General features: G+C 68.1%; 22 protein-coding genes, 1 other RNA gene and 1 pseudogene. 11 read left to right on the forward strand and 13 right to left on the reverse strand.

The window, feature by feature from the left end; all coding sequences use genetic code 11:
• Positions 1-118: 118 nt before the first annotated feature.
• The 8 genes and pseudogenes from pqqF to DBY63_RS05380 all read left to right on the forward strand — a co-directional run.
• Positions 119-2,422 (forward strand): annotated as a pseudogene (gene pqqF / locus DBY63_RS05345) (pyrroloquinoline quinone biosynthesis protein PqqF); the annotation flags it as partial.
• Between the two features lie 184 nt (positions 2,423-2,606).
• On the forward strand, positions 2,607-2,678 hold the full coding sequence (gene pqqA / locus DBY63_RS05350) for a pyrroloquinoline quinone precursor peptide PqqA (protein ID WP_003243383.1): 72 nt from the start codon (positions 2,607-2,609) through the stop codon (positions 2,676-2,678).
• A 55-nt stretch (positions 2,679-2,733) separates the two neighbouring features.
• A complete protein-coding gene (gene pqqB / locus DBY63_RS05355; RefSeq protein WP_027601037.1) occupies positions 2,734-3,645 on the forward strand; it encodes a pyrroloquinoline quinone biosynthesis protein PqqB in 912 nt (303 codons plus the stop codon).
• Positions 3,646-3,650: 5 nt separating this feature from the next.
• Positions 3,651-4,400: a pyrroloquinoline-quinone synthase PqqC gene (gene pqqC, locus DBY63_RS05360; protein ID WP_027598782.1), complete on the forward strand. Its 750-nt coding sequence runs from the start codon at positions 3,651-3,653 to the stop codon at positions 4,398-4,400.
• Positions 4,397-4,672: a pyrroloquinoline quinone biosynthesis peptide chaperone PqqD gene (gene pqqD / locus DBY63_RS05365; protein ID WP_007161090.1), complete on the forward strand. Its 276-nt coding sequence runs from the start codon at positions 4,397-4,399 to the stop codon at positions 4,670-4,672. Before pqqC ends, pqqD begins: the two co-directional genes overlap by 4 nt.
• A 22-nt stretch (positions 4,673-4,694) precedes the next feature.
• A complete protein-coding gene (gene pqqE / locus DBY63_RS05370; RefSeq protein WP_108581438.1) occupies positions 4,695-5,846 on the forward strand; it encodes a pyrroloquinoline quinone biosynthesis protein PqqE in 1,152 nt (383 codons plus the stop codon).
• A gap of 163 nt (positions 5,847-6,009) precedes the next feature.
• Positions 6,010-6,534, forward strand: coding sequence for a GNAT family N-acetyltransferase (locus tag DBY63_RS05375; protein WP_108581439.1), 525 nt, complete (start codon positions 6,010-6,012; stop codon positions 6,532-6,534).
• Positions 6,535-6,653: 119 nt separating this feature from the next.
• Complete coding sequence (locus DBY63_RS05380) at positions 6,654-8,060, forward strand: ATP-binding protein (protein ID WP_108581440.1); 1,407 nt, start codon at positions 6,654-6,656, stop codon at positions 8,058-8,060.
• A gap of 833 nt (positions 8,061-8,893) precedes the next feature.
• On the opposite strand, the gene pcaC is transcribed toward DBY63_RS05380, so the two are convergent.
• The 7 genes from pcaC to DBY63_RS05415 form a co-directional block, all read right to left on the reverse strand.
• Positions 8,894-9,289, reverse strand: a complete 396-nt coding sequence (gene pcaC / locus DBY63_RS05385) for a 4-carboxymuconolactone decarboxylase (RefSeq protein ID WP_108581441.1) — start codon at positions 9,287-9,289, stop codon at positions 8,894-8,896.
• Between the two features lie 11 nt (positions 9,290-9,300).
• The gene (gene pcaD, locus DBY63_RS05390; protein WP_108581442.1) at positions 9,301-10,089 is read right to left on the reverse strand and encodes a 3-oxoadipate enol-lactonase; all 789 of its coding nucleotides are present in this window, start codon (positions 10,087-10,089) and stop codon (positions 9,301-9,303) included.
• A gap of 16 nt (positions 10,090-10,105) precedes the next feature.
• Positions 10,106-11,464 (reverse strand): 3-carboxy-cis,cis-muconate cycloisomerase, encoded by a 1,359-nt coding sequence (locus tag DBY63_RS05395; protein ID WP_108581443.1) that lies wholly within the window; start codon positions 11,462-11,464, stop codon positions 10,106-10,108.
• Between the two features lie 16 nt (positions 11,465-11,480).
• The gene (locus DBY63_RS05400) at positions 11,481-12,773 is read right to left on the reverse strand and encodes an MFS family transporter (protein WP_027598789.1); all 1,293 of its coding nucleotides are present in this window, start codon (positions 12,771-12,773) and stop codon (positions 11,481-11,483) included.
• Positions 12,774-13,001: 228 nt separating this feature from the next.
• Entirely contained in the window at positions 13,002-14,216 is a 1,215-nt protein-coding gene (gene pcaF, locus DBY63_RS05405; protein ID WP_108581444.1) for a 3-oxoadipyl-CoA thiolase, read from the reverse strand.
• Entirely contained in the window at positions 14,213-14,998 is a 786-nt protein-coding gene (locus tag DBY63_RS05410; protein WP_027598791.1) for a CoA-transferase subunit beta, read from the reverse strand. The genes pcaF and DBY63_RS05410 overlap by 4 nt, the downstream gene beginning before the upstream one ends.
• 3 nt (positions 14,999-15,001) lie before the next feature.
• The gene (locus DBY63_RS05415; RefSeq protein ID WP_027598792.1) at positions 15,002-15,850 is read right to left on the reverse strand and encodes a CoA transferase subunit A; all 849 of its coding nucleotides are present in this window, start codon (positions 15,848-15,850) and stop codon (positions 15,002-15,004) included.
• Positions 15,851-16,057: 207 nt separating this feature from the next.
• Between DBY63_RS05415 and DBY63_RS05420 the strand changes: the two genes are divergently transcribed.
• A complete protein-coding gene (locus DBY63_RS05420) occupies positions 16,058-16,279 on the forward strand; it encodes a VF530 family protein (RefSeq protein ID WP_042137422.1) in 222 nt (73 codons plus the stop codon).
• Positions 16,280-16,378: 99 nt separating this feature from the next.
• On the opposite strand, the gene DBY63_RS05425 is transcribed toward DBY63_RS05420, so the two are convergent.
• A complete protein-coding gene (locus DBY63_RS05425; RefSeq protein WP_112298113.1) occupies positions 16,379-17,326 on the reverse strand; it encodes a class I SAM-dependent methyltransferase in 948 nt (315 codons plus the stop codon).
• Between the two features lie 230 nt (positions 17,327-17,556).
• Between DBY63_RS05425 and DBY63_RS05430 the strand changes: the two genes are divergently transcribed.
• Together DBY63_RS05430 and DBY63_RS05435 are read left to right on the forward strand one after the other, a co-directional pair.
• Complete coding sequence (locus DBY63_RS05430; RefSeq protein WP_108581446.1) at positions 17,557-19,683, forward strand: TonB-dependent siderophore receptor; 2,127 nt, start codon at positions 17,557-17,559, stop codon at positions 19,681-19,683.
• A 61-nt stretch (positions 19,684-19,744) separates the two neighbouring features.
• Positions 19,745-19,820: non-coding RNA, sX9 sRNA (locus DBY63_RS05435), on the forward strand.
• 19 nt (positions 19,821-19,839) lie between these two features.
• On the opposite strand, the gene DBY63_RS05440 is transcribed toward DBY63_RS05435, so the two are convergent.
• From DBY63_RS05440 to DBY63_RS05460, 5 genes are all read right to left on the reverse strand, one after another.
• Positions 19,840-20,637 (reverse strand): ABC transporter ATP-binding protein, encoded by a 798-nt coding sequence (locus tag DBY63_RS05440; RefSeq protein WP_108581447.1) that lies wholly within the window; start codon positions 20,635-20,637, stop codon positions 19,840-19,842.
• On the reverse strand, positions 20,634-21,692 hold the full coding sequence (locus DBY63_RS05445) for an iron ABC transporter permease (RefSeq protein WP_027598797.1): 1,059 nt from the start codon (positions 21,690-21,692) through the stop codon (positions 20,634-20,636). Before DBY63_RS05445 ends, DBY63_RS05440 begins: the two co-directional genes overlap by 4 nt.
• The gene (locus DBY63_RS05450; protein WP_256203980.1) at positions 21,689-22,711 is read right to left on the reverse strand and encodes an ABC transporter substrate-binding protein; all 1,023 of its coding nucleotides are present in this window, start codon (positions 22,709-22,711) and stop codon (positions 21,689-21,691) included. Before DBY63_RS05450 ends, DBY63_RS05445 begins: the two co-directional genes overlap by 4 nt.
• Positions 22,712-23,069: 358 nt before the next feature.
• Positions 23,070-24,446, reverse strand: coding sequence for an MFS transporter (locus tag DBY63_RS05455; RefSeq protein ID WP_244898757.1), 1,377 nt, complete (start codon positions 24,444-24,446; stop codon positions 23,070-23,072).
• A 118-nt stretch (positions 24,447-24,564) separates the two neighbouring features.
• Entirely contained in the window at positions 24,565-25,419 is an 855-nt protein-coding gene (locus DBY63_RS05460; protein WP_017642952.1) for an IclR family transcriptional regulator C-terminal domain-containing protein, read from the reverse strand.
• Between the last annotated feature and the right edge of the window lie 116 nt (positions 25,420-25,535).

Raw genomic sequence — 25,535 nt, forward strand, 5'->3', positions numbered from 1 at the left:
TTGACCCCGGAGAGGCGGGCCGCCCCCGCGTTCGAGCCCCCCGCGTAGAAGTGGGGCCCCCCGCGGGGGGGGGGGGGGCCCCACCCCCCGGGGGGGGGCCCCCCCCGCCCCCCCCCGGGCCGCCGCCCTGGTGCGCATCGGCGCCGGCAGTCACCAGGCGCCGCGGGCCTTTCCGGGGCTGGCGCACTTTCTCGAACACCTGTTCTTTCTCGGCAGCCGCCGTTATCCGGCGACGGACGGCCTGATGCCGCTGGTGCAGCGCCTCGGCGGTGAACTCAACGCCAGCACCCGCGAGACCACCACCGACTTCTTTTTCGCCCTGGCCCCCGAGCACCTGGCCGCCGGGCTCGCCCGGCTGCTGGACATGCTCGCCGCGCCGCTGCTGGCAGCAGACGCCCAGCGCCGCGAGCGCGAGGTGCTGCACGCCGAATTCATCGCCTGGTCACGCAGCGCCGATACCCGCCGCGACCTGGCGCTGGCCGCCGGACTGCCCGCCGACCATCCGGCCGCCGGCTTCCATGCAGGCAACCGTTACAGCCTGCCGCTGCAGAGCCCGGCCTTCCAGGCGGCCCTGCGCGACTTCCAGCGCCAGCACTACCGGGCGGAAAACGCCCTGCTGGTGCTGGCCGGGCCGCAACCGCTGGCCGAACTGGTCGACCTGGCCCGGGAACAGGGCGCCCTGCTGCCCCCTGGCCCGGCGCCCAGCGCCGTAGCGCCGCAAGCACTTCCGGCTGCAGGCGAACGCTGGCAGACCACCGCCACAACGCCCCCGACGCTGGCCGTACAATTCGCCCTCGATGACCTGCCACCCGGCAGCTGGGAAGCGGCGGAGCTGCTGGAAACCCTGCTGCTCGGCGACCATTCCGGCGGCCTGCCGGCCCTCCTGCGCCAAGCCGGCCAGGCCGAACGACTGGGCCTCGCCTGGCCCTATCGACAGGCCCGCCAGGGCCTGCTCCGACTGGATCTCGCGCCCGGCCCCCAGGCCAGCCCGAGCCACCTGACCGGCATCCTGTGCCCCTGGCTGGACGCCCTGCGCCAGACACCCCTCGCCGCACTGCAGCAGGGCCACGCCGAACGGGTCCGGCGCCTCTGGGCCACCCTACCCGCCCTGGGGCTGGCAAGGCGCCTGGGTGAGCGCCTCTGGCTGGATCGGCGAGGAAACGCCTGGCCACAACCGGCGCTCTCCCCGGCCGCCCAGGCCGCCTGGCCCCGGCTGCTCGCGCAACTGGTCACCGAGCGCCTCAGCGGCTTCGCCGCCGGCCTGGCCGACTCCCCGTGCATAACAGCTCCCGTCGCCGCCCCCTTTGCCCTGCCTCCGATCAATCCTTTGCTCGCCGACCCCGTCACGCCGAGCGCCCCGATGAGGCAGTCCTGGCCGATCAGCCAGGCCCTCGCCCCCCAGCAGCGCGAAGGCCTGCTGTTTTTGCGCTGGCAATGGCCGGGACCGGCACCGGTCGCGCCCGATGTCCGGGTGCTGGGCACGCTGCCCCGGCTGGCCGCCGAGGCGGGCGTCAGCCTGCGCTGGAGTCCGCCCGGGACGCCCTGGGAATTGCGGCTACAGGGCTGGGCCATGGCGCTGCCGGCGGTGCTGGAGCAGGCGCTCGGCCGCCTGACGAACGCGCTGGACCTTTCCCAGCCGCTCCCCGCAGCCTCGATCGAGCCCATGCTGATCCGCCAGTTGCTCAAGGTCCTGCCCGAGCGACTAAATGCGGTCATGCGGCTGACAAGCAATGAAGCAGACCCGCGCTGGCAGGCCCTGGCCTGTGGCCTGCCCGAGGCGGCGCAGGCGTCCCTGGCCGCCCTCACGCCGCCGCCTCAGCCTCGGGCAGCGCCGCTGGGCGAACCCCCGGGCTGCACCGGTCGCCACTGGCACCACGAACCCAGCGCCGACGCCCAGCAGGCGCTGCTGCTGTTCTGTCCGCAACCCGATGCGCGTCCCGCTACCGAAGCGGCCTGGCGACTGCTCGCAGCGCGCCTGCAAGGACCGCTGTTCCAGCGCCTGCGCAGCGAGCGACAACTGGGCTATGCGGTGTTTTCCGCCTATCGCCTGCTGGGCGATCACGGTGGCCTGCTGATCGGCGTGCAGTCGCCCCAGGCCCGGGCGGCGGAGATCCTCGCGGAAATCGAAGGCTGCCTGGCCGACAGCCGCAACGCGGTGCAGGCCGAGGCCACTACGCTGGCAGAAGACATCGGTCAGCTGGGGCGCGACTTCAGCCCCGCCACCCCTCAGCGCGCCGCCCTGGCCGAGCGACTCTGGTGGGGCTTCCAGCGCAGCGGGGCGCTGGATCTCGCCCCCCTGCAGCAGGCCCTGGCCGCCCTGGACGCCGAGGCTCTGCAGCAGGCCTGGCAACAACTCACCGCCAGCGACGCGCCGCGCTTCGCCCTGGCCAATGCCCACGCGCCATCCGGCTGGATGTCATAGCTTTCAACACTTTCCCGGGAGCGTCGGCCGGCCTTGGCGGTCAATCTGTTGCAGGATCGGTAAGACAGTTATGTCCGCCGGACCGCCAGCGATTCGTCGCGGCAAAAACCCTTAGCTAGGTAACATTTGTTAGACTTGACGACCGGATCCTTCCGGCTTTCGCAGTCAAAAGAGGAGACCTCCCATGTGGACCAAGCCTGCTTACACTGACCTGCGCATCGGCTTCGAAGTCACCATGTACTTCGCCAACCGTTGATGCGCCCCACGCCCCGGTTCGCCGGGGCGTACTTTTTCCAGGTTTAGCCTTTCCCATGCATATCCAGATTCTCGGCTCCGCCGCCGGCGGTGGCTTTCCCCAGTGGAACTGCAATTGCGTCAATTGCGACGGCTTCCGCAAGGGCACCCTCAGGGCCCAGGCCCGTACCCAGTCTTCCATCGCCCTGTCCGACGACGGGGTGAACTGGATCCTGTGCAACGCCTCGCCCGACATCCGCGCCCAGCTGGCCGGCTTCGCCCCGCTGCAGCCGGCGCGGGCCCTGCGTGACACCGGCATCCGCGCCATCGTCCTGCTGGACAGCCAGATCGACCACACCACCGGCCTGCTCAGCCTGCGCGAAGGCTGCCCCCATGAGGTCTGGTGCACCGAGATGGTCCACCAGGACCTCACCACCGGCTTTCCGCTGTTCAACATGCTCGAACACTGGAACGGCGGGCTCAGTTGGCAGCCCATCGCCCTGAGCGGCAGCTTCACCATCCCGGCCTGTCCGAATCTGGAATTCACGCCCTTCCCGCTGCGCAGCGCCGCGCCGCCCTATTCGCCCCATCGCCACGATCCGCACCCGGGCGACAACCTGGGCCTGCTGGTCCACGACCGACGCACCGGCGGCAAGCTGTTCTATGCCCCGGGCCTGGGCCAGCCGGATGCCGCCCTGCTGGAGCTGATGGGCCAGGCCGACTGCCTGCTGGTGGACGGCACCCTCTGGACCGATGACGAGATGCAGCGTCGCGGCGTGGGCACCCGCACCGGCACCGAGATGGGCCACCTGCCGCAGAGCGGCCCCGGCGGCATGCTGGAGGTGCTGGCCGGCTTCGAGCGCCAGCGCAAGGTGCTGATCCACATCAACAACACCAATCCGATCCTGGACGAAGACTCCCCCGAACGCGCCATCGTCGCGCGCCAGGGCGTGGAAGTCGCCTGGGACGGCATGTCCATCGAGTTGTGAACGCCATGCCCGACGCCCTTACGCCCGCCGAATTCGAAGCCGCCCTGCGCGCCAAGGGCGACCTCTACCACATCCACCACCCCTATCACGTGGCCATGTACCAGGGCCGCGCCAGCCGCGAGCAGATCCAGGGCTGGGTGGCCAACCGCTTCTACTACCAGGTCAACATCCCGCTCAAGGACGCCGCCATCCTGGCCAACTGCCCGGATCGCGAGATCCGTCGCGAATGGGTGCAGCGCATCCTCGACCACGATGGCGAGCCCGGCAGCGAAGGCGGCATCGAGGCCTGGCTGCGCCTGGCCGAGGCCACCGGCCTGGACCGCGAGCAGGTGCTCTCCCAGGAACTGGTGCTGCCCGGGGTGCGCTTCGCGGTGGACGCCTACGTCAACTTCGCCCGTCGCGCCTCCTGGCAGGAAGCCGCCAGCAGCTCCCTGACCGAACTGTTCGCGCCGCAGATCCACCAGTCGCGCCTGGACGCCTGGCCGACCCACTATCCCTGGATCGATCCGGCCGGCTACGAGTACTTCCGCACCCGCCTGGGCCAGGCCCGGCGCGACGTCGAGCACGGTCTGCAGATCACCCTGCAGCACTACACCACCTGGGAGTCCCAGCAGCGCATGCTGGAGATCCTGCAGTTCAAGCTGGACATCCTCTGGACCATGCTCGACGCCATGAGCATGGCCTACGAACTGCACCGCCCGCCCTATCACAGCGTCACCGCCGAGCGCCGCTGGCACCGAGGAATCGACCTATGAGCTTCGACCGCACCCAGGTGCCGCGCTGGCGCCCCGGCTATCGCTTCCAGTTCGAGCCGGCGCAGGACGCCCATGTGCTGCTCTATCCCGAGGGCATGATCAAGCTCAACGACAGCGCCGCCGCCATCGGCGGGCTGATCGACGGCCAGCGTGACGTGGCCGCCATCATCGCCGTCCTCGACGAACGCTTCCCCGGCGTGCCCGAGCTGGGCGCCGACGTCGAACAATTCATGGAGGTCGCCCGTGCAGAGCACTGGCTCCTGCTCGGCTAGCACCAGCTTGCCGGGCATGCCCATGCAGTTGCCGCAACCGCCAAAAGTAGGCAAACCGGCTGTCGGCCTGCCGCTGTGGCTGCTGGCCGAGGTCACCTATCGCTGTCCGCTGCAGTGCCCCTATTGCTCCAATCCCCTGGACTTCGCCGCCCAGGGTCGCGAGCTGACTACCGAACAGTGGTTCAAGGTGATGGCCGAGGCGCGAGAGATGGGCGCCGCCCAGATCGGCTTTTCCGGCGGCGAACCCCTGGTGCGCCAGGACCTCGCCGAGCTGATCCGCGAGGCGCGCCGGCTGGGCTACTACACCAACCTCATCACCTCCGGCATCGGCCTCACCGAGGCGCGCATCGCCGAATTCAAGGAAGCCGGCCTGGACCATATCCAGATCAGCTTCCAGGCCAGCGACGAACAGGTGAACAACCTGCTGGCCGGCTCTAGGAAGGCCTTCGCCCAGAAGCTGGCCATGGCCAAGGCGGTCAAGGCCCATGGCTATCCGATGGTGCTCAACTTCGTCACCCACAGGCATAACATCGATCGCATCGACCAGATCATCGACCTCTGCCTGTCCCTGGAAGCCGACTTCGTCGAACTCGCCACCTGCCAGTTCTACGGCTGGGCCGAGCGCAATCGCGCCGGTCTCCTGCCGACAAGGGCCCAACTGGAGCGCGCCGAAGGCATCACCAATGACTACCGCGCGCGCCTCAAGGCCGAGAACCACCCCTGCAAGCTGATCTTCGTCACCCCGGACTACTACGAAGAGCGCCCCAAGGCCTGCATGGACGGCTGGGGCAAGCTGTTCCTCACCATCACGCCGGACGGTACCGCCCTGCCCTGCCACGGCGCCCGGCAGATGCCCATCGCCTTCCCCAACGTGAAGGAGCAGGACCTCAGGCACATCTGGTACGACTCCTTCGGCTTCAACGTCTACCGCGGCTACGACTGGATGCCCGAGCCCTGCCGCTCCTGCGACGAGAAGGAAAAGGACTACGGCGGCTGCCGCTGCCAGGCCTTCATGCTCACCGGCGATGCCCGCAACGCCGACCCGGTCTGCGCCAAGTCCCCGCACCACGACCTCATCCTCGCCGCCCGCCAGGAAGCCGAGACCGCGACCCAGCGGATCGAAGATCTGCACTTCAGGAACGAGCGTAATTCGCGGCTGATCGCCAAGGCCTAGGGCCGGCGGCGGCGCCAGGCACGCCAAGGTCGCCGCTGGAATCCAGGTCCCCGCGCCAAGGCGCAGGCTAGCGACGGGACTCACCACCCACGGCTCCGAGGCGTTTGCCTCCCGGCCGGGCAGTGACCATACTGCCCGGCCGGACCTTTTCCCCCGCCTCGTCATGCCTTCGATACGCCCGCTGCGCCCCGCCGACCTCCCGGCCGTCCTCGCCATCCAGGCGGCCAACTACCCCGCCGACCTGCTCGAAGACCACGCCTTCTACGCCAATCGCCTGGAGCTCGCCCCGGAACACTGCTGGGCGGCCCTGGACGCCGAGGCGCGGCTGCAGGGCTATCTGATCGCCTATCCCTGGGACGACGGCCTGCCACCGGTGCTGGGCGCCCGCCTGGAGCAGCTGCCGGGCGCGGCCTCGACCTGGTTCCTGCACGACTGCGCCGTGCACCCCGCCGCCCAGGGCCAGGGCGTGGCCGGGCGGCTCTATCGCCACGCCAAGGGCCAGGCCCGACGCGCCCGCCTGCGCCAGGGGCGACTGGTGTCGCTGTCCAACGCCATCGGCTACTGGCAGCGCCATCACTATCACCCGGTTCCGGCCGACGCCGCGCTCGAGGCCAAGCTGGCCGGCTATGGCGCCGGCGCCTGCCTGATGCAGCGCACCCTCGATACCCCGGACAGCGACCTCGCGTAAAACCTGCAAATCTAAATGCAAGTATTTCGCTTTCGCCTTAACATGGCCTAGCCCAGGAGGGCCTCCGCTGCCCGGCGCTCTGGCGCGGGTATCTTGATCGCCGCTACAAGGAATCCCTGATGAACATCGCTCCAGCGTCTTCGGCCAAGGGCCGGCGCGTCTTTTCCGTCACCCTGCTGGCCGCCCTGCTGGCGCTGGGTGGGCAGGCCGCCCAGGCGCGCTCCAGCTTCGAAGCCCCCGATCCGGACTACCACGGCGAGATCAAGGCCAGTCCCGTCAGCGGCACCGCCATCCTGGCCGGCAGCGAGGTCGCGCTGGACGGCCGCGGCTTCACCCCCGGTCAGCAGATCACCCTGTCGCGCGGTGGCGTGGCGCTCAACCCCGACGCCGCCTACGTGGCCGACGCCCAGGGTAATTTCAAGGCGACCATCCGCATCCCCGAAGACGCCGCCCCCGGCCAGCATCCCATCGTCATCAGCACCGCCCAGCCCTCGGGCGCCGCGGTCTTTCCGCTCAAGGTCTCGCCGGTGGTGCCGCTGTCCGGCGCCGAGGCCTACAGCCTCACCGCGGTCAAACTGGTCCCCGGCCTCTACCAGGTGGACAGCAGCGCCAAGACCGGCGCCCTCTTCGTCACCTCGGCCGTGGGCCGCCCGCCGGTCAAGGTCTCGCAGCTGCTCAAGCTCGACCCCAAGGACCTGTCCATCCAGCGCCAGATCACCCCGGCCGCCGCCCCGGGCGAGGACGCCGGTGTCTACGCCGTCTACGGCGTGGGCGTGGACGATCGCAACGGCACCGTCTGGACCACCAATACCCGGCAGAACACCGTGACGGTCTATCGCCAGAGCGACCTGGGCCTGGTCAAGCAATTCGAACCCGGCCTCGTGCCCCATGCCCACACGGTGGTGGTCGACGAGAAACTCGACCGCGCCTTCGCCTCGGCGGCCATGACCCCGGACATCGTCAGCTTCGACGCCAAGACCCCGGCCGTGCGCAAGCACATCGCCATCGAATCGGGCGTGCGCGGCGAGCAGTTCGCCGTGGTCGGCATGCACCTGGACCCGGCGGTGCACAAGCTCTACGCCGTCAGCCTGAAGACCAACGAAGCCGCGGTGATCGACGCCAAGACCGAGCAGGTCGAGAAGGTCTTCCCGATCCAGGGCGCCAAGACCCCCATGGGCGTGGCCCACGATCCCCAGACCGATCGCCTGTTCATCACCGCCCAGGGCAGCGACAACCTGCTGATCGTCGACGCCAAGACCGGCAAGACCCTGCACAACGTCACCACCGGCGCCGGAGCGCTGAACGTGGCCTTCGACCCGGTCAAGCGCCTGGCCTACGTGACCAACCGCGGCGCCGGCACCCTGACCGTGGTCGATCCGGACGGCACCATCAAGGCCAACCTGGAACTGGGCACCTACCCCAACCACGCGGTGGTGGATGGCAAGGGCGTGGTCTACGCGGTCAACAAGGCCAAGGGGCAGGATGATGCCGAGGGGGACCGGATTACGCGGGTAGTGACCAAGTAAGGGGCCTGAGGCCCTGTGGCTGGGCAGGGCTGCCTTCGTACAGAGCGACTGCCCTATCGCGGTCATGGACCGCTCCTACAGTTTCAAACTCCTGCTGTAGGAGCGGTCCATGACCGCGATAAGGGCATGATTTCAGCCTTGAACTGCGCGCCGTGCAGGTGCCCTGGCTGTTTATTGAGTTCTGCTGATGCCCCTGGTTTCGCCTGGCCGGCGACTCACTTTTCTTTGCTTGCGGATCGCCGCCCGGTGCAAAGAAAAGTAAGCAAAAGAAAGCACACCCCAACAGTTCGGCCTCACTGACGGGGACGGAGCGCCAGCCTGAGGCTTACGTATTCAGAAGATTCGTAGCGTGGAAAACCGCGCAGCGTTTTCCACTTAGGGAGTAACGCTTAACACGTGGACAAGGCTACGCCGTTGTCCACCCTACCGGTTTGCACCCAAGGCATCAGGCGCGTGAATCGCCCCGTTCAGCAGGGCGAACGCCAGCGTCGTGGAGTGGGTCGAGCCGCAGGGATGCGGCGAGAGGTCCAGTGGGCCAGGGACGGCCCATCTGGACCGACCCCGGAACGGCACTGGTGTGAGCGGACCCGGAGCGAAGCGGAGGGCCGGATGGTCGGGGCAAGCGTTTTTGCTTACTTTTTTGGCGACTGCAAAAAGTGAGTCGCCCGGGTGGGCGAAACAAGAACCTTCAAAGCACTCGATAACCAGCCCTGGCACCCAATAGCACAGGCGTTGGGCTTCGCTAACGCTCAACCCAACCTACGCCCAACAACCAACGCCCGCCGAATCCAACCCGGCGGGCATCATCCAAACAGGGGCCAAAGGGGGGAAACTCACCCCTCCAGCGACTCCACCCCCAACTCACCCCATACCGCCTCCGCCAGATGGAAGGTGGCATTGGCCGCCGGGATGCCGCAGTAGATGGCGCTCTGCATGATCAGCTCCTTGATCTCCTCCCGCGTCACCCCGTTGCTGCGGGCGGCGCGCAGGTGCAGGCGCAGTTCGCCTTCGCGGTTCATGCCGATCAGCATGGCGATGGTGATCAGGCTGCGGGTGTGCCGCGGCAGACCCGGGCGGGTCCAGATATCGCCCCAAGCGTGGCGGGTGATCATCTCCTGGAATTCTTCGTTGAAGGGGGTCAGCTTTTCCAGGCTGCGATCGACGTGGGCGTCGCCCAGCACCGCGCGGCGGACCTGCATGCCGGCTTCGTAACGTTCTCTTTCGTCCAAGATCGACTCCTTCAGGCGCTGAGAAAGGCCAGCACGCGCTGGGTAAAGGCAGTGCCCATCTGCACGTTGGACAGGTGGGCGGCGGGAAACTCGACGTACTCGGCGCCGGGGATGCGCTCCTGCAGGAAGCGCCCGTCGGCCGGGGTGGTCACGGCGTCATGACTGCCGGCGACGATCAGCGTCGGGGCCTGGATGGCGTCCAGCACCTCGCGGAAGTCGGCGTCGCGTACCGCCGCGCAGTTGGCGGCATAACCCTGGGGCGAGGTGCCGGCGAGCATGGCGACGATGCGGTCGACCTTATCCGGCTCAGCGCTGGCGAAGTCAGGGGTGAACCAGCGGCCGATGGAGGCGTCGCGCAGGTCGCGCATGGCCTGCTCACCACCAGCTTCCACGGTCTGGATGCGGGTATTCCACACTTCGGGGGTGCCGATCTTGGCGCCGGTGTTGCACAGCACCAGACGGGTGACCCGCTCGGGGGCGTTGATGCCCAGCCACTGGCCGATGGAGCCACCCATGGACAGGCCACAGAAGGCGAAGCGGTCGATACCCAGGGCGTCGGCCAGGGCCAGGACGTCACGGCCGTTCTGATCCATGCGATAGGGGCCGGGCGTCACCAGGGAGGCGCCGTGACCACGGGTGTCGTAGCGCAGCAGGCGAAAGCGCTCGCTGAAGGCGGCGGCCTGGTCGTCCCACATGGCCAGGTTGGTGCCCAGGGAATTGGACAGGATCAGCACGGGGGCGCCCTCGGGGCCCTCCAGCCGGTAGTTCAGGTCGCCATCGGCGAGACGTACGCTGGGCATCAGGCAGTCCTCTGGTTTAGGAATGGGTAGGCAGGGTGCGATGTTCGGCCAGGGCGCGGGCCACCCAGGCCCGGGCCTGGCCCTGGTAATGGGCGGGGTCCAGCAGGCGATCCAGCTCGGCGCTGGAGAGTTCGGCGGTGACCTCGGGGGTATCGCCGAGCACCAGACGCAGATGGCGACCCTCCTGGACGGCGCGCTTGCAGCTCTGCTCCACCAGGTGGTGGGCCGCCTCGCGCCCCAGGCGTCCGGCGAGGGCGATGCTGACCGCCTCGGCCAGCACCAGACCGTGGGTCAACTCCAGATTGGCCTGCATGCGCGCGGCATCCACCTCCAGCCCGGCGACGATGGCCTGGGCCTGCTGCAGGGCACCGGAGACCAGGCAGAACAGCTCCGGCAGGGTTTCCCATTCGGCATGCCAGAGGCCCAGGCTACGTTCGTGCTCCTGGGGCATGGCGGAAAACAGGGTGCTGACCAGTCCCGGCGCGCGGGTGGCAGCGGCGATCAGCACCGCGGCGCCGACCGGATTGCGCTTGTGCGGCATGGTGGAGGAACCGCCCTTGCCCGGCGCCGAGGGCTCGAACACCTCGGCGGCTTCGGTCTGCATCAGCAGCGACAGATCGCGTCCCAGCTTGCCCAGGCTGCCGGCCACCAGGCCCAGCCAGGCGCCGACCTCGACGAGACGATCACGCTGGGTGTGCCAGGGTTGCTCCGGCAGGCTCAGCCCCAGCTCGCGGGCCAGGGCCTCGGCCACCGGCAGGGCGTCAGCGCCCAGGGCGGCCAGGCTGCCCGAGGCGCCGCCGAATTGCAGCACCAGCACCCGCGGCCGCAACTCGGCCAGGCGCTGGCGGTGCCGGGTGATGGCGCCCAGCACCCCGGCCAGTTTCATGCCCAGGGTCACGGGCGTCGCATGTTGCAGCCAGGTCCGGCCGGCCAGCACGGTGCCGGCATGACGCTCGGCCTGGGTGGCAAGGGCCTCGGCCAGCTGCGCCAGATCGGCGTCCAGCAGGTCCAGCGCCTGGCGAATTTGCAGCACCAGGCCGCTGTCCATGGCGTCCTGGCTGGTGGCACCGCGGTGCACATGGCGCTCGGCCTCGGGGTCCTGGGCGGCGATCTGCCGGCCCAGGGCCTTGACCAGGGGAATGGCAGAGTTGCCGGCGCTGACCACCGCCCGGGCCAGCTCGGCCGCGTCATAGCGTTCGGCGCGGCAGGCGGCGGCGATGGGCGCCACCGCCGTCTGGGGGATCACCCCCACCGCCGCCTCGGCGCGCGCCAAGGCCGCTTCGAAGTCCAGCATGCCCTGCAGTCGCCCCTGGTCACAGAACACCGCACGCATGGCGGCCTGGGTGAAGTAGGCGTCGAACAGCAGGTTGGACATGGGGATTCCTCGGGGCTCAGTGGTCGTGATGCAGGTAGGTGGCTTGCCGCGGCAATCTCAGGCTGACCAGGAAGGCCACCGCCAGCATCACCGAGACATAGATGTAGAAGACCTCTTCATGCCCCTGGGTCTTGAAGCTCAGGGCGACGAATTCCGCCGAGCCGCCAAAGACCGCATTGGCCACCGCATAGGACAGGCCCACGCCCAGGGCGCGCACTTCCGGCGGGAACATCTCCGCCTTCACCAGGCCGCTGATGGAGGTGTAGAGGCTGATGATGGCCATGGCCAGGCAGATCAGCAGGAAGGCCACGAAGGGACTCTGGACGCTGGCCAGCGCGGTGAGGATCGGCCAGGTGCAGACCGTACCCAGGCCGCCGAACAGCAGCATGGAGGCGCGCCGGCCGATGCGGTCGGAGAGCATGCCGAACAGCGGTTGCATCAGCATGAACACCAGCAGGGCGCAGGTCATCACGGCACTGGCGGTCTTGGCATCCATGCCGCTGGTGTTGACCAGGTACTTCTGCATGTAGGTGGTGAAGGTATAGAAGATCAGCGAGCCACCGGCGGTGTAGCCGAGCACGGTGAAGAAGGCCGCCTTGTGGTGCTTGAACAGGCCGCTCAGGGTACCGGCTTCCTTGTTGGCGCGGGTCTCGGCGGTGGTGGTCTCTTCCAGCGAACGCCGCAGGAACAGCGAGATCACCGCGGCAGCGGCGCCGACCAGGAAGGGAATCCGCCAGCCCCAGGCACGCAGGTCGGCGTCGCTCAAGACCTGCTGCAGGATCACCACCACCAGCACCGCCAGCAACTGGCCGCCGATCAGGGTGACGTACTGGAAGGAGGCGAAGAAGCCGCGCTGGCCACGCAGCGCCACCTCGCTCATGTAGGTGGCGGTGGTGCCGTATTCACCGCCCACCGAGATGCCTTGCAGCAGGCGCGCGAGCAACAGCAGGGCCGGCGCCGCGACGCCGATGCTGGCATAGGTGGGCAGGCAGGCGATGGCCAGGGAGCCGGCGCCCATCATCAGGATGGAGATGACCATGGAGGTGCGCCGGCCATACTTGTCGGCGATGCGCCCGAAGATCCAGCCGCCCAGGGGCCGCATCAGGAAGCCCGCGGCGAAGACGCCGGCGGTGCTCAGCAACTGCACGGTGGGATCGCTCTTGGGGAAGAAGGCGGCGGCGAAGTAGATGGAGCAGAAGGCGTAGACGTAGAAGTCGAACCATTCCACCAGGTTGCCGGACGAGGCGCCGACGATGGCGAAGATGCGCTTCTTGCGCTCCTCGAAGCTGTAATGCGGGTGAGTGCTCATGGAGATCCTTAATTATAGGTATGGATGGACGGAGGACAGCCTACCGCCATCGGACCAGGAGAGACACACGCGGTTACAGGGGGTGTGGGCATGGTGGAAATGGAACTGGGGCGATTTTCTGGCCTAGCCGCTCTGCAATGAGAGGCTTATCGCGGCCATGGGCCGCTCCTACAAAAGCAGGACCCTGTAGGAGCGGCCCATGGCCGCGATAAGACCGGAACATCGAACCTAAACCGAATCCACCCGCTCCACCGCCAGCGCCAGCCCCTGGCCGACGCCCACGCACATGGTGGCGAGACCCAGGCGGCCGCCGGTCTTCTGCAGGTGGTGCACCGCGGTGAGCACCAGGCGATTGCCGCTCATGCCCAGGGGATGACCCAGGGCGATGGCGCCGCCGTTGGGATTGACCTTGGGACTGTCGTCGGCCACGCCCAGCTCGCGCAGCACGGCCAGGCCCTGGGCAGCGAAGGCTTCGTTGAGTTCGATGACATCGAAGGCCTCGATGGTCAGGTCCAGTTGCTTGAGCAGCTTGCGCACCGCCGGCGTTGGGCCGACGCCCATGATGCGCGGCGCCACCCCGCCACTGGCCATGCCCAGCACCTTGGCCCGCGGGGTCAGGCCGTGCTTTTTAACGGCTTCCGCCGAGGCCAGGATGATGGCCGAGGCGCCGTCGTTGAGGCCCGAGGCGTTGCCGGCGGTGACGGTCTGATCCGGGCCGTTGACCGGCTTGAGCTTGGCCAGGCCGTCAGCGGTGGTGTCCGCACGCGGATGCTCGTCGCGCTCCACCACCACGTCACCCTTCTTGCCCTTGATGGTCACCGGAACGATTTCCCCGGCGTAGTAACCGGATTCCTGGGCCGCGGCGGCGCGCTGCTGGCTGCGCAGGCCGAAGGCGTCCTGGTCGGCGCGGCTGACGCCATAGTCGGCGGCGACGTTGTCGCCGGTGACCGGCATGCTGTCGACGCCATAGGCCTCTTTCATTGCCGGATTGACGAATCGCCAGCCCAGGGTGGTGTCTTCCAGTTTCTGGCCACGGCCGAAGGCGCTGTCGGCCTTGCCCATCACATAGGGCGCGCGGGTCATGGATTCCACCCCGGCGGCGATCACCAGGTCCATCTCGCCCAGGGCGATGGCGCGGTAGGCCTGGCCCACCGCTTCCATGCCCGAGGCGCAGAGGCGATTGAGGGTCACGCCCGGCACCGTTTCCGGCAGTCCCGCCAGCAGCACCGCCATGCGCGCCACGTTGCGATTGTCTTCGCCAGCCTGGTTGGCGCAGCCCATGAACACCTCGTCCACGGCGGACCAGTCCACCTGGGGATTGCGTTCCTGCAGCGCCTTGAGCGGGATGGCCGCCAGGTCATCGGCACGCACGGCGGACAGCCCGCCGTTGAGCCGGCCAATGGGGGTGCGGACGGCGTCGCAGATATAGACGGGGCGACTCATTCCTCGCCTCCCTTCTGGCCGCCGTGGGCCGCCGTGGTGCGGGCCTGCAGATCGCGCAAGGCCTCGAGTTCGGTGGCGGTCGGCGCCTCGGTGGTGGCGACCTGATCGGCGAAGCGGAGGGCCCAGCCGGTGGCGGCCACCACCTGCTCGCGAGTCACCCCGGGATGCAGGGCGGTCACCACGAATTCGTTCGTGCCGGCTTCCGGCTCCATGATGCAGAGGTCGGTGATGATGGCGGTCGGGCCCTTGCCCGGCAGCCCCAGTTGCTGGCGGTGATCGCCGCCCTCGCCGAAGCCCACCGAGGTGATGAAGGCCAGCTTGTCGACGAAACTGCGGTGCGACTGCTTGAGGATGATCAGCACCTCCTTGGCCGAACCGGCGATCTCCGGCGCGCCGCCGGCGCCCGGCAGGCGCACCTTGGGCTGGTGGTAGTCGCCGATCACCGTGGTGTTGATGTTGCCGAAGCGGTCGACCTGGGCCGCGCCGAGGAAGCCGACGTCGATGCGCCCGCCCTGCAGCCAGTAGCGGAAGATCTCGCCGGTGGGCACCACGGTGTCGGCGGTCTCGGCCAGTTCGCCGTCGCCGATGGACAGCGGCAGTACCGAGGGCTTGGCGCCGATGGGACCGGATTCGTAGATCAGCACCACATCCGGCGCATGGGTCAGGCGCGCGAGATTCGCCGCGGTGGACGGCAAGCCGATGCCGACAAAGCAGACGCTGCCATTGCCGAGGCGGCGCGCGGCGGCCACGGTCATCATTTCATTGGTGGTGAAGTCGCTCATGGTTCAGGCCTCCGCAGCCAGCTTCGCCTGGAAGGCGGCGAAGTCCGCGGTACCGCGGATGTAGGTGTCGATCCACTGGGTAAAGGTGTCGCGATCGCGGGCGATCGGATCCCAGGCCTGGTAGAAGCGGTTGTCCCGTTCGTAGTAGCCGTGGGCATAGGACGGATGCGCCCCGCCCGGCACCACGCAGACCGCGCTGAGCGCCCACGTAGGCAGCACGCAGGCGTTCATCGGTGCCTGGAGGTCGTCGACGATCTCCTCCACGGTGACGATGCAGCGCTGGGCGGCCAGGGCCGCTTCCTTCTGCACGCCAAGGATGCCCTGGATCAGCACGTTGCCCTGGCGGTCGGCCTTTTGCGCGTGGATGACGGTGACGTCCGGACGCACGCTGGGCACAGCAGCCAGTTTTTCGCCGGTGAAGGGACAGGCGATGAACTTGATGTCCGGATTGACCTTGGCCAGGTCCGAGCCCTGGTAGCCGCGCAGGACGGCGAACGGCAGGTTGGAGGCACCGGCGACATAGGCATTGGCCAGGGCCGCGTGGCTGTGCTCGGAAATCTCCAGCGGGTGCGGCCAGCCCTTTTCCACCGCATCGCGCAGCCGGTGCAGGGAGCCGACACCCGGGTTGCCACCCCAGGAAAAGATCAGCCGCTTGGCGCAGCCGGCACCGATCAGCAGGTCGTAGACCAGGTCGGGGGTCATGCGCACCAGGGTCAGGTCGCGCCGATTCTGGCGGATCAGCTCGTGGGCGGCGGCGGTCGGAATGAGATGGGTGAAGCCTTCGAGGGCGACGGTCTCGCCATCGTGGACGAAGCGCTGGATGGCTTCGCTCAGGGACAGGATCTGGGCCATGGATTGTCGACTCGCGTCTTTGTTGTCGGCGCCGCCCGGTGCGGCGGTCTGGGGTCAGACTACAAAGCCCCATCGGCGCAAACAATCCGATAATCGACTAACAGTTCGATTATCGAACAGCATCGTTCCGCAGGCGGGCGACCGCTTCGCTGCGCAGCGCGACGTCGCAACGGCTACACTGCCCTGCCCTCACCCAGAGCCCTGCCGATGTCCGACAAGCCCCGCCCCTCCCTGGAAGGGATCACCCTCGAAGCCCTGCTCACCCGCCTGGTGGAGCATCACGGCTGGGAAGAACTCGGGCGGCGCATCCCGCTGCGCTGCTTCACCCATGAGCCCTCCATCAAGTCCAGCCTGACCTTCCTGCGCCGCACGCCCTGGGCACGGGAAAAGGTCGAGCAGCTCTATCGGCGCTTGCCGAAGCAGGGTTGAGCACCCAGCGTAGGCTGGGTTGAGACGGCTCCACCGTCGAAGCCCAACAAGACGGGGTCGAGCCCGGGCATCGTTGGGCTTCGCTGCGCTCAATCCAACCTACGATGCTTGTCTCTGCTGGAACACCAATACTTTAAGGCCGCCCTCGGGATCCTCGTCGGCGAATTCCGGTGGATTGCCCAGGCGCTCGACGAAGGCCAGCCCGGGGGCCTCCTGGGCCATGCCGGCGATGAGGAAATCCGCGCCCACGCCGGGGTCATTGACGCAGGCCAGCACCCGGCCGCCGGGGGTGAGCAGTTCGGGCAGGCGGCGCAGGATGCGGGCGTAGTCCTTGGTCAGGGCGAAGCTGCCCTGCTGGAAGCTGGGCGGATCGACGATCACCAGGTCATAGGGCCCCAGCTTGCGCACCTTGCCCCAGGACTTGAACAGTTCGTGACCGAGAAAGCTGACCTTGCCCAGGTCATGGCCATTGAGTCGGTGATTCTCGCGGCCGCGGGTCAGGGGCCCGCGGGCCATGTCCAGATTGACCACCTGGGCCGCGCCGCCGGCCAGGGCGGCCACCGAGAAGCCGCAGGTGTAGGCGAACAGATTGAGGATGCGCAGGCCGGCGGCCTGCTCGCGCACCCAGCGGCGGCCCAGGCGCATGTCGAGGAACAGCCCCATGTTCTGGTGGCGGGTGAGGTCCAGGCCGAACTTCAGGCCGTCCTCGTGGATGACGTGCTCCCCCACCGGCGCGCCGATCAGCGCCTCGCTGGCGGCGTCCAGGCGATAGCGATGCTGTAAGAGCAGGCTGCGGGCACCGCTGGCCATCCACACCGGGGTCTCGCCCAGGGCGGTCAGGGTGGCGCGCAGGGCCTCCAGCTCGGCCGCGGGCAATTCGCGAAACAGGCCCACCCGCACCACGCCTTCCAGCCAGTCCACGGTGAGTTGCTCCAGCCCCGGCAGCAGCCGGCCACGTCCATGCACCAGTCGGCGTGCCTCGGCGGGCGGCGAAGCGAGGGCGGTAAGCAGGAGCTCGGAGAGGCGGGCAAGGGGGGCGGTATTCATGGGCGGTCACGACGGCAAAGGAGCGGCATGCTACGGCAAAAGCGTCGGCCCCGCCTCTCGCAGCGAGTCCGGTAGACGTCTGCCGGCGCCTCGGCGCGGACACCCGGGCCGGACGTCGCCAGCGAACCGACCAGCCCGATGAAAATATGTCTCAGGCGGTAACGACTCGCAGTTGTATCCACTTTGTAACCCGCTCTAGAATCCGCCTCCCCAACCCCAGGACGATAACAATGCGCCGGCTGGTCCCTGCTCTCTATCTGCTGCCCCTCTGTGCCCTCCCCCTCGCCGGTCATGCCCAGGAGCAGGCGGAAGACTCGCCCCAGGCGCTGTCCGATCTCACCATCGTCGGCGCGGCCGAATCGCCCACCGGTCCGGTACAGGGCTACAAGGCAGAGCGTTCCAGCAGTGCGACCCGCACCGACACCCCGCTGCACGAGACGCCCCAGTCGGTGAGCGTGGTCTCCCGCGAGGCCCTCGACGACCTCTCCGCCACCCGCCTGCAGCAGGCGCTGGACCAGGCCGGCGGCGTCGGCCGTGGCAACAACTTCGGCGGTCAGGGCCTGACCAGCTACACGGTGCGCGGCTTCACCAGCTCCGAATATTTCCGCAACGGCTTCCCCATGAATCGCGGCTATCCCAGCGCGCCGGATGCCGCCACCCTGGAGCGGGTCGAGGTCCTGCGCGGCCCGGCGGCGACCCTCTATGGCCGCAGCGATCCGGGCGGCACCTTCAACGTGGTCACCAAGCAGCCGCTGGGCGAGCGCAAGACCACCCTCGGCAGCCAGTTCACCGACCAGGGCCTGCGGCGCGGCACCCTGGACACCACCGGTCCGGTGGATGAAGACGGCCGCCTGGCCTATCGCCTCAACCTGATCGCCGAAGGCGGCGACAGCTTCCGCGACGATGTCGAGCACGAGCGCTACGAAGTGGCCCCGGTGCTGAGCTGGCAGGCCACCGACGCCACCCTCATCACCTTCGAGGCCGACATCATCCGCAGCAACGCCCCGCTGGATCGCGGTCGCACCAACTACCTGACCCAGCGCGCCGAGGCCAGTCGCTCCACCAATGCCTGGGAAAAGGGCACCACCAACCTGCTGCACAACGACAGCGAGGCCTATCAGCTGCGCTTCGAGCACCAGTTGAACGACGCCTGGACCCTTGCCGGCGGCTTCCAGTACCTCGACGGCAGCCTCAAGGGCAATGCCGTGGAAGCCAACGGCGTGCAGGCCGACGGCGTGACCCTCGGCCGCAACTTCAACTACCGCAAGCTGGAGTGGACCGATCGCGACCTGCAGCTGAACCTGACCGGTCGCTTCGACACCTTTGGCCTCGGCCACACCCTGATCACCGGGATCGAGGTGGAAGACTATGACTACCGCTCCATCATCCAGCGCTCGCCGGGCAGTGTCAGCGCCTATCCGGTCAACCTGGTCGATCCGGTCCTTGGCCAGCCGCGCCCGGCCCTGACCCGTACACCCACCCACGACCACGAGACCCTCAAGACCTGGGCCGCCTTCGTGCAGGACCAGATCGCCCTCACCGAGCGCTTCAAGGTGCTGGGTGGCGTGCGCCTGGAGCGCTTCGAGCACGACTACGACAACTTCGTCGCCGGTGGTCAGAGCTGGTCCAATGCCGACAACGCCGTTACCCCGCGCCTGGGCGTCAGCTATGACCTCACCCCGGAATTGGCCCTCTACGCCAGCGCCTCCAAGTCGTTCAAGCCCAACACCGGCGCGGCGCGCCTGGGCGGCGGTTTCGACCCCGAGGAAGGCAAGGCCTACGAACTGGGCATGAAGTGGGCGGCGCTGGACGGCCGCCTCAGCGTCGACACGGCGATCTTCCACACGGTCAAGGAAAACGTCCTGACCCTGGACCCCGTCGATCCGAATTTCAACGTCGCCGCCGGCGAGGTACGCAGCCGCGGCTTCGAAGTCAACGTGACCGGCGACCTGACGCCCAACTGGCGCATCCTCGGCGGCTACGCCTTCACCGATGCCGAGGTCACCAAGGACAATACCCTGGCCCGCGGCACGCGCCTGACCAACATCCCGCGCAATGCCGTCAACCTGCTCAATGTCTACGAATTCCATGACGGCGTGCTACGCGGCCTGGGACTGGGCGCCAACCTCAAGTACGTGGGCGAACGCGAAGGCCAGAAGACCATTGCCAGCGACTACACGATGGACAGCTACACGGTCACCGACCTCTTGAGCTTCTACAAGGTCGACGAGCACCTGCGGCTGAACCTGGACGTGCGCAACGTCTTCAACAAGGGCTACGACGAGAGCTCCTGGAACGCCTACAGCTATCCGGGCGAGCCGCGTACGGTGCAGGCCGGTTTCACCTACACCTTCTAAAAGCACCCAACAAAACTACTGCGCGTCCGCCAGGCGGGCGCGTGCAGTGCTCGGAGTCCTCATGTACTGCTTGTACACTGCGGCTCCTGCGCGCCGCGCGCACCCGCCTGACAGCCGCTCGCTACGTTTTGTTAGCCGCTTTATGGCTCTTTAGAGTCAGGCCTCGCTGAAGGCCTGACCGGTCAGCGGCTGCACCACCGGGCGGCCCTGGCGGTCGTGGAGGATGTCCACCGCCACGCCGTAGGTGGCTTCCAGCAGGTCGGCGGTGACGATGGCGGCGGGTCGGCCGGCGGCCAGCAGGCCACCGTTGACCAGCACCAGCAGCGAATCGGCGTACTGGCAGGCCAGGTTGAGGTCGTGCAGCACCACCACGGTCACCCGCTGGTGCAGGCGGGTTTCGTGGCGCACGCGATCGAGCAGGTTGATCTGGTGCCGCAGATCCAGGGCGCTGACCGGTTCGTCCAGCAGCATCACCTCGGGTTCGCGCATCAGCACCTGGGCAAAGAACACCAGTTGCCGCTGACCGCCACTCAGGGCGCCCAGCTGGCGCGAGGCCAGATGGCCGATGCCCACCTCGTCGAGCTTGCCCAGCGCCCGTTCCAGCAGCTCATCGTCCAGGTGCAGGGTCAGCCGTTCCAGGCTGCCCATGGCCACCGTCTCCAGCACCGACAGCGCCGCCTCGGCATGGGAATCCTGGGGCATGTAGGCCACGCCCTGGCGCCAGCCGTCCCGCTGACTGCGCAGCGAAGCCCCCGCCACCAGCCGCCTGGCGCCGCGCTCGATCTGGCCGGCCGCCAGCGGCAGATCACCGGCCAGGGCGCGCAGCAGGGTGGTCTTGCCGGTGCCATTGGGGCCGAGGATCACATGCACCTGCCCCGCGTGCAGCTCGGTGCAGAGTCCGGAGATGACGGTGCGGTCGCCGCGCTTCAGCGCGAGGTCCTGGAGGCGGATCATGGGCTGGACCTGCGGGGGGCGAAGATGAGCCAGAGCAGAAAGGGCACCCCGACGATGGCGGTAACGATGCCCACCGGAAACAGCGCCCCGGGCAGGATCGACTTGGACAGCACCGAGGCGAAGGATAGCATCAGGGCGCCGCAGATCGCCGACAGTGGCAGCAGGAAGCGCTGATCCTCGCCCACCTGCCAGCGGGCGATATGGGGCGCGACCAGGCCGACGAAGCCGATCACCCCGACGAAGCTGGTGGCCGTGGCGGTCATCACCGCCACCAGGATCAGCACCTTGAGGCGCAGCCGGCGGATATTTACGCCGAGGCTCTCGGCCCGTGCCTCGCCCAGCCGCAGGGCGGCCAGCTTCCAGGCATCGCGCAGGAGCAGGAGGCAGCACAGTAGGGTCACCCCGGCGACGATGGCCAGGGTGGTCCAGGTGGCGCGACCGAGGCTGCCGAACAGCCAGAAAAGGATCTGCTGCGACAGCTCCGGCGAGGAGAGGAATTGCACCAGCGACAGCAGCGACTGGAAGAGGAACAGCAGGGCGATGCCGCCGAGGATGATGGTGTCGCTGCCGGTGCGCTTGAGCGAGGCCAGGGCGAAGAGAAACAGCGCCGCCAGCATGGCGAAGGCGAAGGCGCCCAGCGGCACCCCGATCAGCGCACCCAGGCCGAAGCTGCCCAGCGCCAGGCTGAGGGCGGCGCCACAACCGGCGGCGGCTGCCATGCCCAGGGTGTAGGGGCTGGCCATGGGGTTGTTGAGCAGCGTCTGCATCTGCGCCCCGCCCGCACCGAGGGCGGCGCCCACCGCCAGGGCCATCAACGCCACCGGCAGGCGCAGGTCGCGGACGATGGCGTCGGTCATCGGCTGCCGCTCGCCGAGCCCGGTCAGCGACTTGAGCACTTCCAGCGGCGAGAGCAGCGACGGCCCGGTGGCGATGTCCAGCACCAGACCCGCCAGGGTCAGCAGCAGAAACACCCCGCAGGCCCGCCAGCGGCGGCGCTCGCGGGCGCGTTGCTCGGCGATGGCGTTGCCGTGGCTGGCGTTCGCGGCCTCGCTCATGGCGTCAGGCCTATGGCAAAGGTGCCCTCGGGCTGGATCGGCATGTAGCGGCGGTAGTACTCGCGGTAGTTGGCCATCGGATCCACGTCCTGGAACAGATCCGGATAGAGCTGCTTGGCGATGAATTGCAGCATGGCGAAGTCTTCCAGGCTGCGCGAGGCGCCTTGGTAGACGCCATAGAGACGCCCGTCGCGGATCGCCGGCAGATTGGCCCAGCCCGGTCGCTGCATGAAGGCGCGCAGGTGGCTGCGGGCGTCGTCGGCGGTGACCCCGGGGCCCATGGGCAAGGCGGAGGGATTGCTGTTGTCCTCGCGCCCGGAGATGAAGATGACCTCCGGCTGGGCCAGGAGCACCTGCTCCGGATTCATCACCCCCCACCACTGGATGAAGGGCGCGGCGATGTTGTCGCCACCGGCCAGGGTCACCATGGCGCCCCACATGTTGCGGCCATAGGTGAAGGAGTATTCGGCCGGGCCCTTGTTGCCGAACTCGGCATAGACCCGCGGTTTCGGGCGATGAGCCGCCGCGATGCGGGTCTGGATGTCCTGCACCACCTTGGCGTAGAAGTCGGCCAGCTCGTTGGCGCGCGCCTCCTGGCCGGTGATCACCCCGAGCAGGCGGGTGGACGCCAGGTGGCGCTCCAGGGTCTGGGCGTTGTAGTCGATCGCCACCACCGGGATGCCGAGCTGTTCCAGGCGCTTGACCTCGCTGTCCAGCGCCTGGAATTGCCAGGCGGCCAGGACCACCAGATCCGGCTTGAGGGCGAGCACCTTTTCCACGGAGAAACTGTTGTTTTCCGTCTCGCCCACATCGGGAAGGCTGGCCAGGGAAGGTCGGTGGGCGACGTTGAGCGCCCAGTTGGCCGGCACCTTGCGCTCCCAGGCGCCACGGGAGACACCGACCACGGCGTCGAAGGCCTGCTCGCCACCGACCGCCAGGTAGTCGCCATAGTGGAAGCCCAGCACCACCCGCTTGGCCGGCGCCTCGATGGTCACCGTGCGCCCGAGGACGTCGGTCACCTGCCGGGTCTCGGCAAAGGCCGGTGCAATCAGAAAGCAAGCGATAAGCGTTACCAGCCGGACAGCCCACTGCCCGCTGCGAGCGAAACCTTTCATGGAACCCCTTGGACGTCTGCACCCGCTCTAGACGGGTGACTGCGGAGCATGCAAAGGGTGCAACTTTACGCGGTGGCAGCGCCTGCGCCTAGCGCCCGCCACGCTCCCAGAGCCCGCTTATAATCTCGCGAGCTAGAGCTAAACAAGGCGAAGGCCCTAGGAAACGGAGTTAGCCACGGTAAATGAGCATTCCGACCGGGCTGGCGACCCAGGGCCTTTTCAACGCAGTTTGGCCGACGCGCAGCAGATTAGGAGCGGGCTCTCAGGTCGCGTCGGCGTGACTGACCACCCCCTTGATCAGCACCGCCAAGGCCGCGAGACCCGCCGGCAGGAGCAGCGCGGTGAGCACCTGGGTGAAGGTCCAGCCCAGGCCCAGCAGGGTCGCGCCCATCCAGGCGCCGGTGATGGCGCCGAAGCGGCCGATGCCGAGCATCCAAGACACCCCGGTGGCGCGGCCGTGGGTCGGGTAGTAACGCGCCGCCAGCGAGGGCATGGCCGACTGGGCGCCGTTGATGCACATGCCGGCCACCAGCACCAGGGTGGCGACCAGGGCGACCTGGCCCAGGCTCTGGCCGACGCAATAGGCGAAGACGCCCGCCAGGACATAGAACAGGCCGATCACCTTGTGCGGATTGAACCTGTCCATGGCCCAGCCGACGAACACCGCGCTGAGCACCCCGCCGAACTGGAACAGCGCGCCGATCAGGGCGGCCTGCTCCAGGCTGGCGCCGGCGTCGCGCATCAACGTCGGCAGCCAGCTGGTGAGCAGGTAGACGATCACCAGGCCCATGAAATAGGTCAGCCACAGCAGCAGGGTGCCGGCGCTGTAGCTGCGGTTGAAGATCACCGCGAAGACGTTGCCGGTCTTGACCGACTTCTGCTCGGGCACCACGAAGTGCCGCGCCTCGGCGGCTTCGCGGCCGATGGGTGCCAGCACCCGGCGGATGCGCTCGGCGCTCTTGCCGTGCACCACCAGATAACGCGCCGATTCCGGCAGCCAGAGCAGCAGCACCACGGCCAGCGCCAGGGGCAGCACGCCGCCCAGCACCAGCAGGCTGTGCCAGCCGTAGGCCGGGATCATCCAGGCCGAGACGAAGCCGCCGCCGGCCATGCCCAGATTGAAGCCGCAGAACATGCTGGTCACCAGCAGCGACTTGAGGCGCTCGGGGGTGTATTCCGAGAGCAGCGTGGTGGCATTGGGCATGGCGGCGCCCAGGCCCAGCCCGGTGAGGAATCTCAGGATCACCAGCTGTTCGAGGTTGCTGCTGAAGGCCGACAGCAGGCTGAAGCCGCCAAAGATGAAGGTGGCGACCACCAGCACGCCCTTGCGACCGAAGCGATCGGCCAGCGGCCCGGAACCCAGGGCGCCAAAGACCATGCCGCCCAGCGCGGCGCTCATCACCGGCCCCAGGCTGGCCCGCGGGATGCCCCATTCCACCGACAGCGCCGGGGCGATGAAGCCCATGGCCGCGGTGTCGAGGCCGTCGAGAAAGACGATGAGAAAGCACAGGGCGACGATGCGCCACTGGTAGGCGGACAGCGCCTGGCGATTGATGAACTGCTGGACGTCCAGGGTGCCGGCTGTCGCCGTGGCCGAGGAATCGGCCAGGGGCACGGCGCCCGCGAGGGTGTGCGTCATGGTGGTCTGCTCGTGTTGTTGTTATCGGCGTGTTGCGCCACTGCGCCGACGTTAAGCCCAACCCCAGACAGCTGACAATTCGATTATCGGCAATATGGCCGATAATCGACCGGATTCGCTAGTGAAACAACCGGGTGCTCAATTCCTGGCTGGCCGCCAGGAGCACCGGCAGGAAGCGCGTCTCCAGTTCCTGGCGACTGACCCGACTGGCGTGGGTGCCGACGTTGAGCGACGCCAGCACCTGGCCGGCGGCGTCTCTCAGGGGCACCGCCAGGGATCTCAGCCCCACCTCCAGCTCCTGGTCGACGATGACGTAGCCCTGCTGGCGCACCTGGCCCAGGCACTCGATGAGCGCCGGCGGCTGATAGAGGGTACGGCTGGTCTTGGCCTGGAGGTCGGCGTGTTCCAGGTAGTCGTGCAGGGCGGCATCGTCCAGGGCGGCGAGCAGGATGCGGCCCATGGAGGTGCAATAGGCCGGCAGCCGGCTACCGACGCTGAGGTCCACCGAGATCAGCCGCTGCGGCGTGGCCGAGCGGGCGATGTAGAGGATCTCGTCGCCTTCCAGGGTGGCCATGGAGCAGGCTTCGTGCAGTTGCTCGCTGAGGCGATCGAGCACCGGCTGGGCGGTGACCGCCAGGGGTGTCGACGACAGATAGGCGTGCCCCAGGGTCAGCACCTTGGGCAGCAGCGAATAGGTGCGCCCATCGGTGGTGACATAGCCCAGCTTCATCAGGGTGTGCAGGCAGCGACGCACCGCGGCGCGAGGGATCTCGGTGCGATGGCTGATCTGGGCGATGGTCAGCTGGCGCTTGCGCTCCTGGAAGGCGTGAATGACCGCCAGGCCGCGGGCCAGGGAGGTCATGAAATTCGGGTCGCCGGTGAAGGCTTCGATGCGCTTGGCCGGCGAGGCGATGATGGGCGGCGCGGCCAGTGGCGGCAGGCCGGTGGCGTGAGCGGTGCGGTTATCGTCCATCGACCCTATCCTCGGCAGGCTTTTGATCGATTATCGAGCGAGGGGGCGATTATCGCAATCGCATTTCTGCCGACACCCGCAGACGCGCAGGGGCCTCCAGGTGCATGCTGAGGCTT

The organism is Pseudomonas sp. RIT411, from assembly GCF_003057735.2.
GTDB classification, from domain to species: Bacteria; Pseudomonadota; Gammaproteobacteria; order Pseudomonadales; family Pseudomonadaceae; genus Chryseomonas; species Chryseomonas oryzihabitans.

Excerpts from the sequence above, each read along its gene's own strand:
- pqqB (WP_027601037.1), top strand. The coding sequence starts at position 2,734 with ATGCATATCCAGATTCTCGGCTCCGCCGCCGGCGGTGGCTTTCCCCAG.
- pqqC (WP_027598782.1), top strand. The coding sequence starts at position 3,651 with ATGCCCGACGCCCTTACGCCCGCCGAATTCGAAGCCGCCCTGCGCGCC.
- pqqD (WP_007161090.1), top strand. The coding sequence starts at position 4,397 with ATGAGCTTCGACCGCACCCAGGTGCCGCGCTGGCGCCCCGGCTATCGC.
- pqqE (WP_108581438.1), top strand. The coding sequence starts at position 4,695 with ATGCAGTTGCCGCAACCGCCAAAAGTAGGCAAACCGGCTGTCGGCCTG.
- DBY63_RS05375 (WP_108581439.1), top strand. The coding sequence starts at position 6,010 with ATGCCTTCGATACGCCCGCTGCGCCCCGCCGACCTCCCGGCCGTCCTC.
- DBY63_RS05380 (WP_108581440.1), top strand. The coding sequence starts at position 6,654 with ATGAACATCGCTCCAGCGTCTTCGGCCAAGGGCCGGCGCGTCTTTTCC.
- pcaD (WP_108581442.1), bottom strand. The coding sequence starts at position 10,089 with ATGCCCAGCGTACGTCTCGCCGATGGCGACCTGAACTACCGGCTGGAG.
- DBY63_RS05395 (WP_108581443.1), bottom strand. The coding sequence starts at position 11,464 with ATGTCCAACCTGCTGTTCGACGCCTACTTCACCCAGGCCGCCATGCGT.
- DBY63_RS05400 (WP_027598789.1), bottom strand. The coding sequence starts at position 12,773 with ATGAGCACTCACCCGCATTACAGCTTCGAGGAGCGCAAGAAGCGCATC.
- pcaF (WP_108581444.1), bottom strand. The coding sequence starts at position 14,216 with ATGAGTCGCCCCGTCTATATCTGCGACGCCGTCCGCACCCCCATTGGC.
- DBY63_RS05410 (WP_027598791.1), bottom strand. The coding sequence starts at position 14,998 with ATGAGCGACTTCACCACCAATGAAATGATGACCGTGGCCGCCGCGCGC.
- DBY63_RS05415 (WP_027598792.1), bottom strand. The coding sequence starts at position 15,850 with ATGGCCCAGATCCTGTCCCTGAGCGAAGCCATCCAGCGCTTCGTCCAC.
- DBY63_RS05420 (WP_042137422.1), top strand. The coding sequence starts at position 16,058 with ATGTCCGACAAGCCCCGCCCCTCCCTGGAAGGGATCACCCTCGAAGCC.
- DBY63_RS05425 (WP_112298113.1), bottom strand. The coding sequence starts at position 17,326 with ATGAATACCGCCCCCCTTGCCCGCCTCTCCGAGCTCCTGCTTACCGCC.
- DBY63_RS05430 (WP_108581446.1), top strand. The coding sequence starts at position 17,557 with ATGCGCCGGCTGGTCCCTGCTCTCTATCTGCTGCCCCTCTGTGCCCTC.
- DBY63_RS05440 (WP_108581447.1), bottom strand. The coding sequence starts at position 20,637 with ATGATCCGCCTCCAGGACCTCGCGCTGAAGCGCGGCGACCGCACCGTC.
- DBY63_RS05445 (WP_027598797.1), bottom strand. The coding sequence starts at position 21,692 with ATGAGCGAGGCCGCGAACGCCAGCCACGGCAACGCCATCGCCGAGCAA.
- DBY63_RS05455 (WP_244898757.1), bottom strand. The coding sequence starts at position 24,446 with ATGACGCACACCCTCGCGGGCGCCGTGCCCCTGGCCGATTCCTCGGCC.
- DBY63_RS05460 (WP_017642952.1), bottom strand. The coding sequence starts at position 25,419 with ATGGACGATAACCGCACCGCTCACGCCACCGGCCTGCCGCCACTGGCC.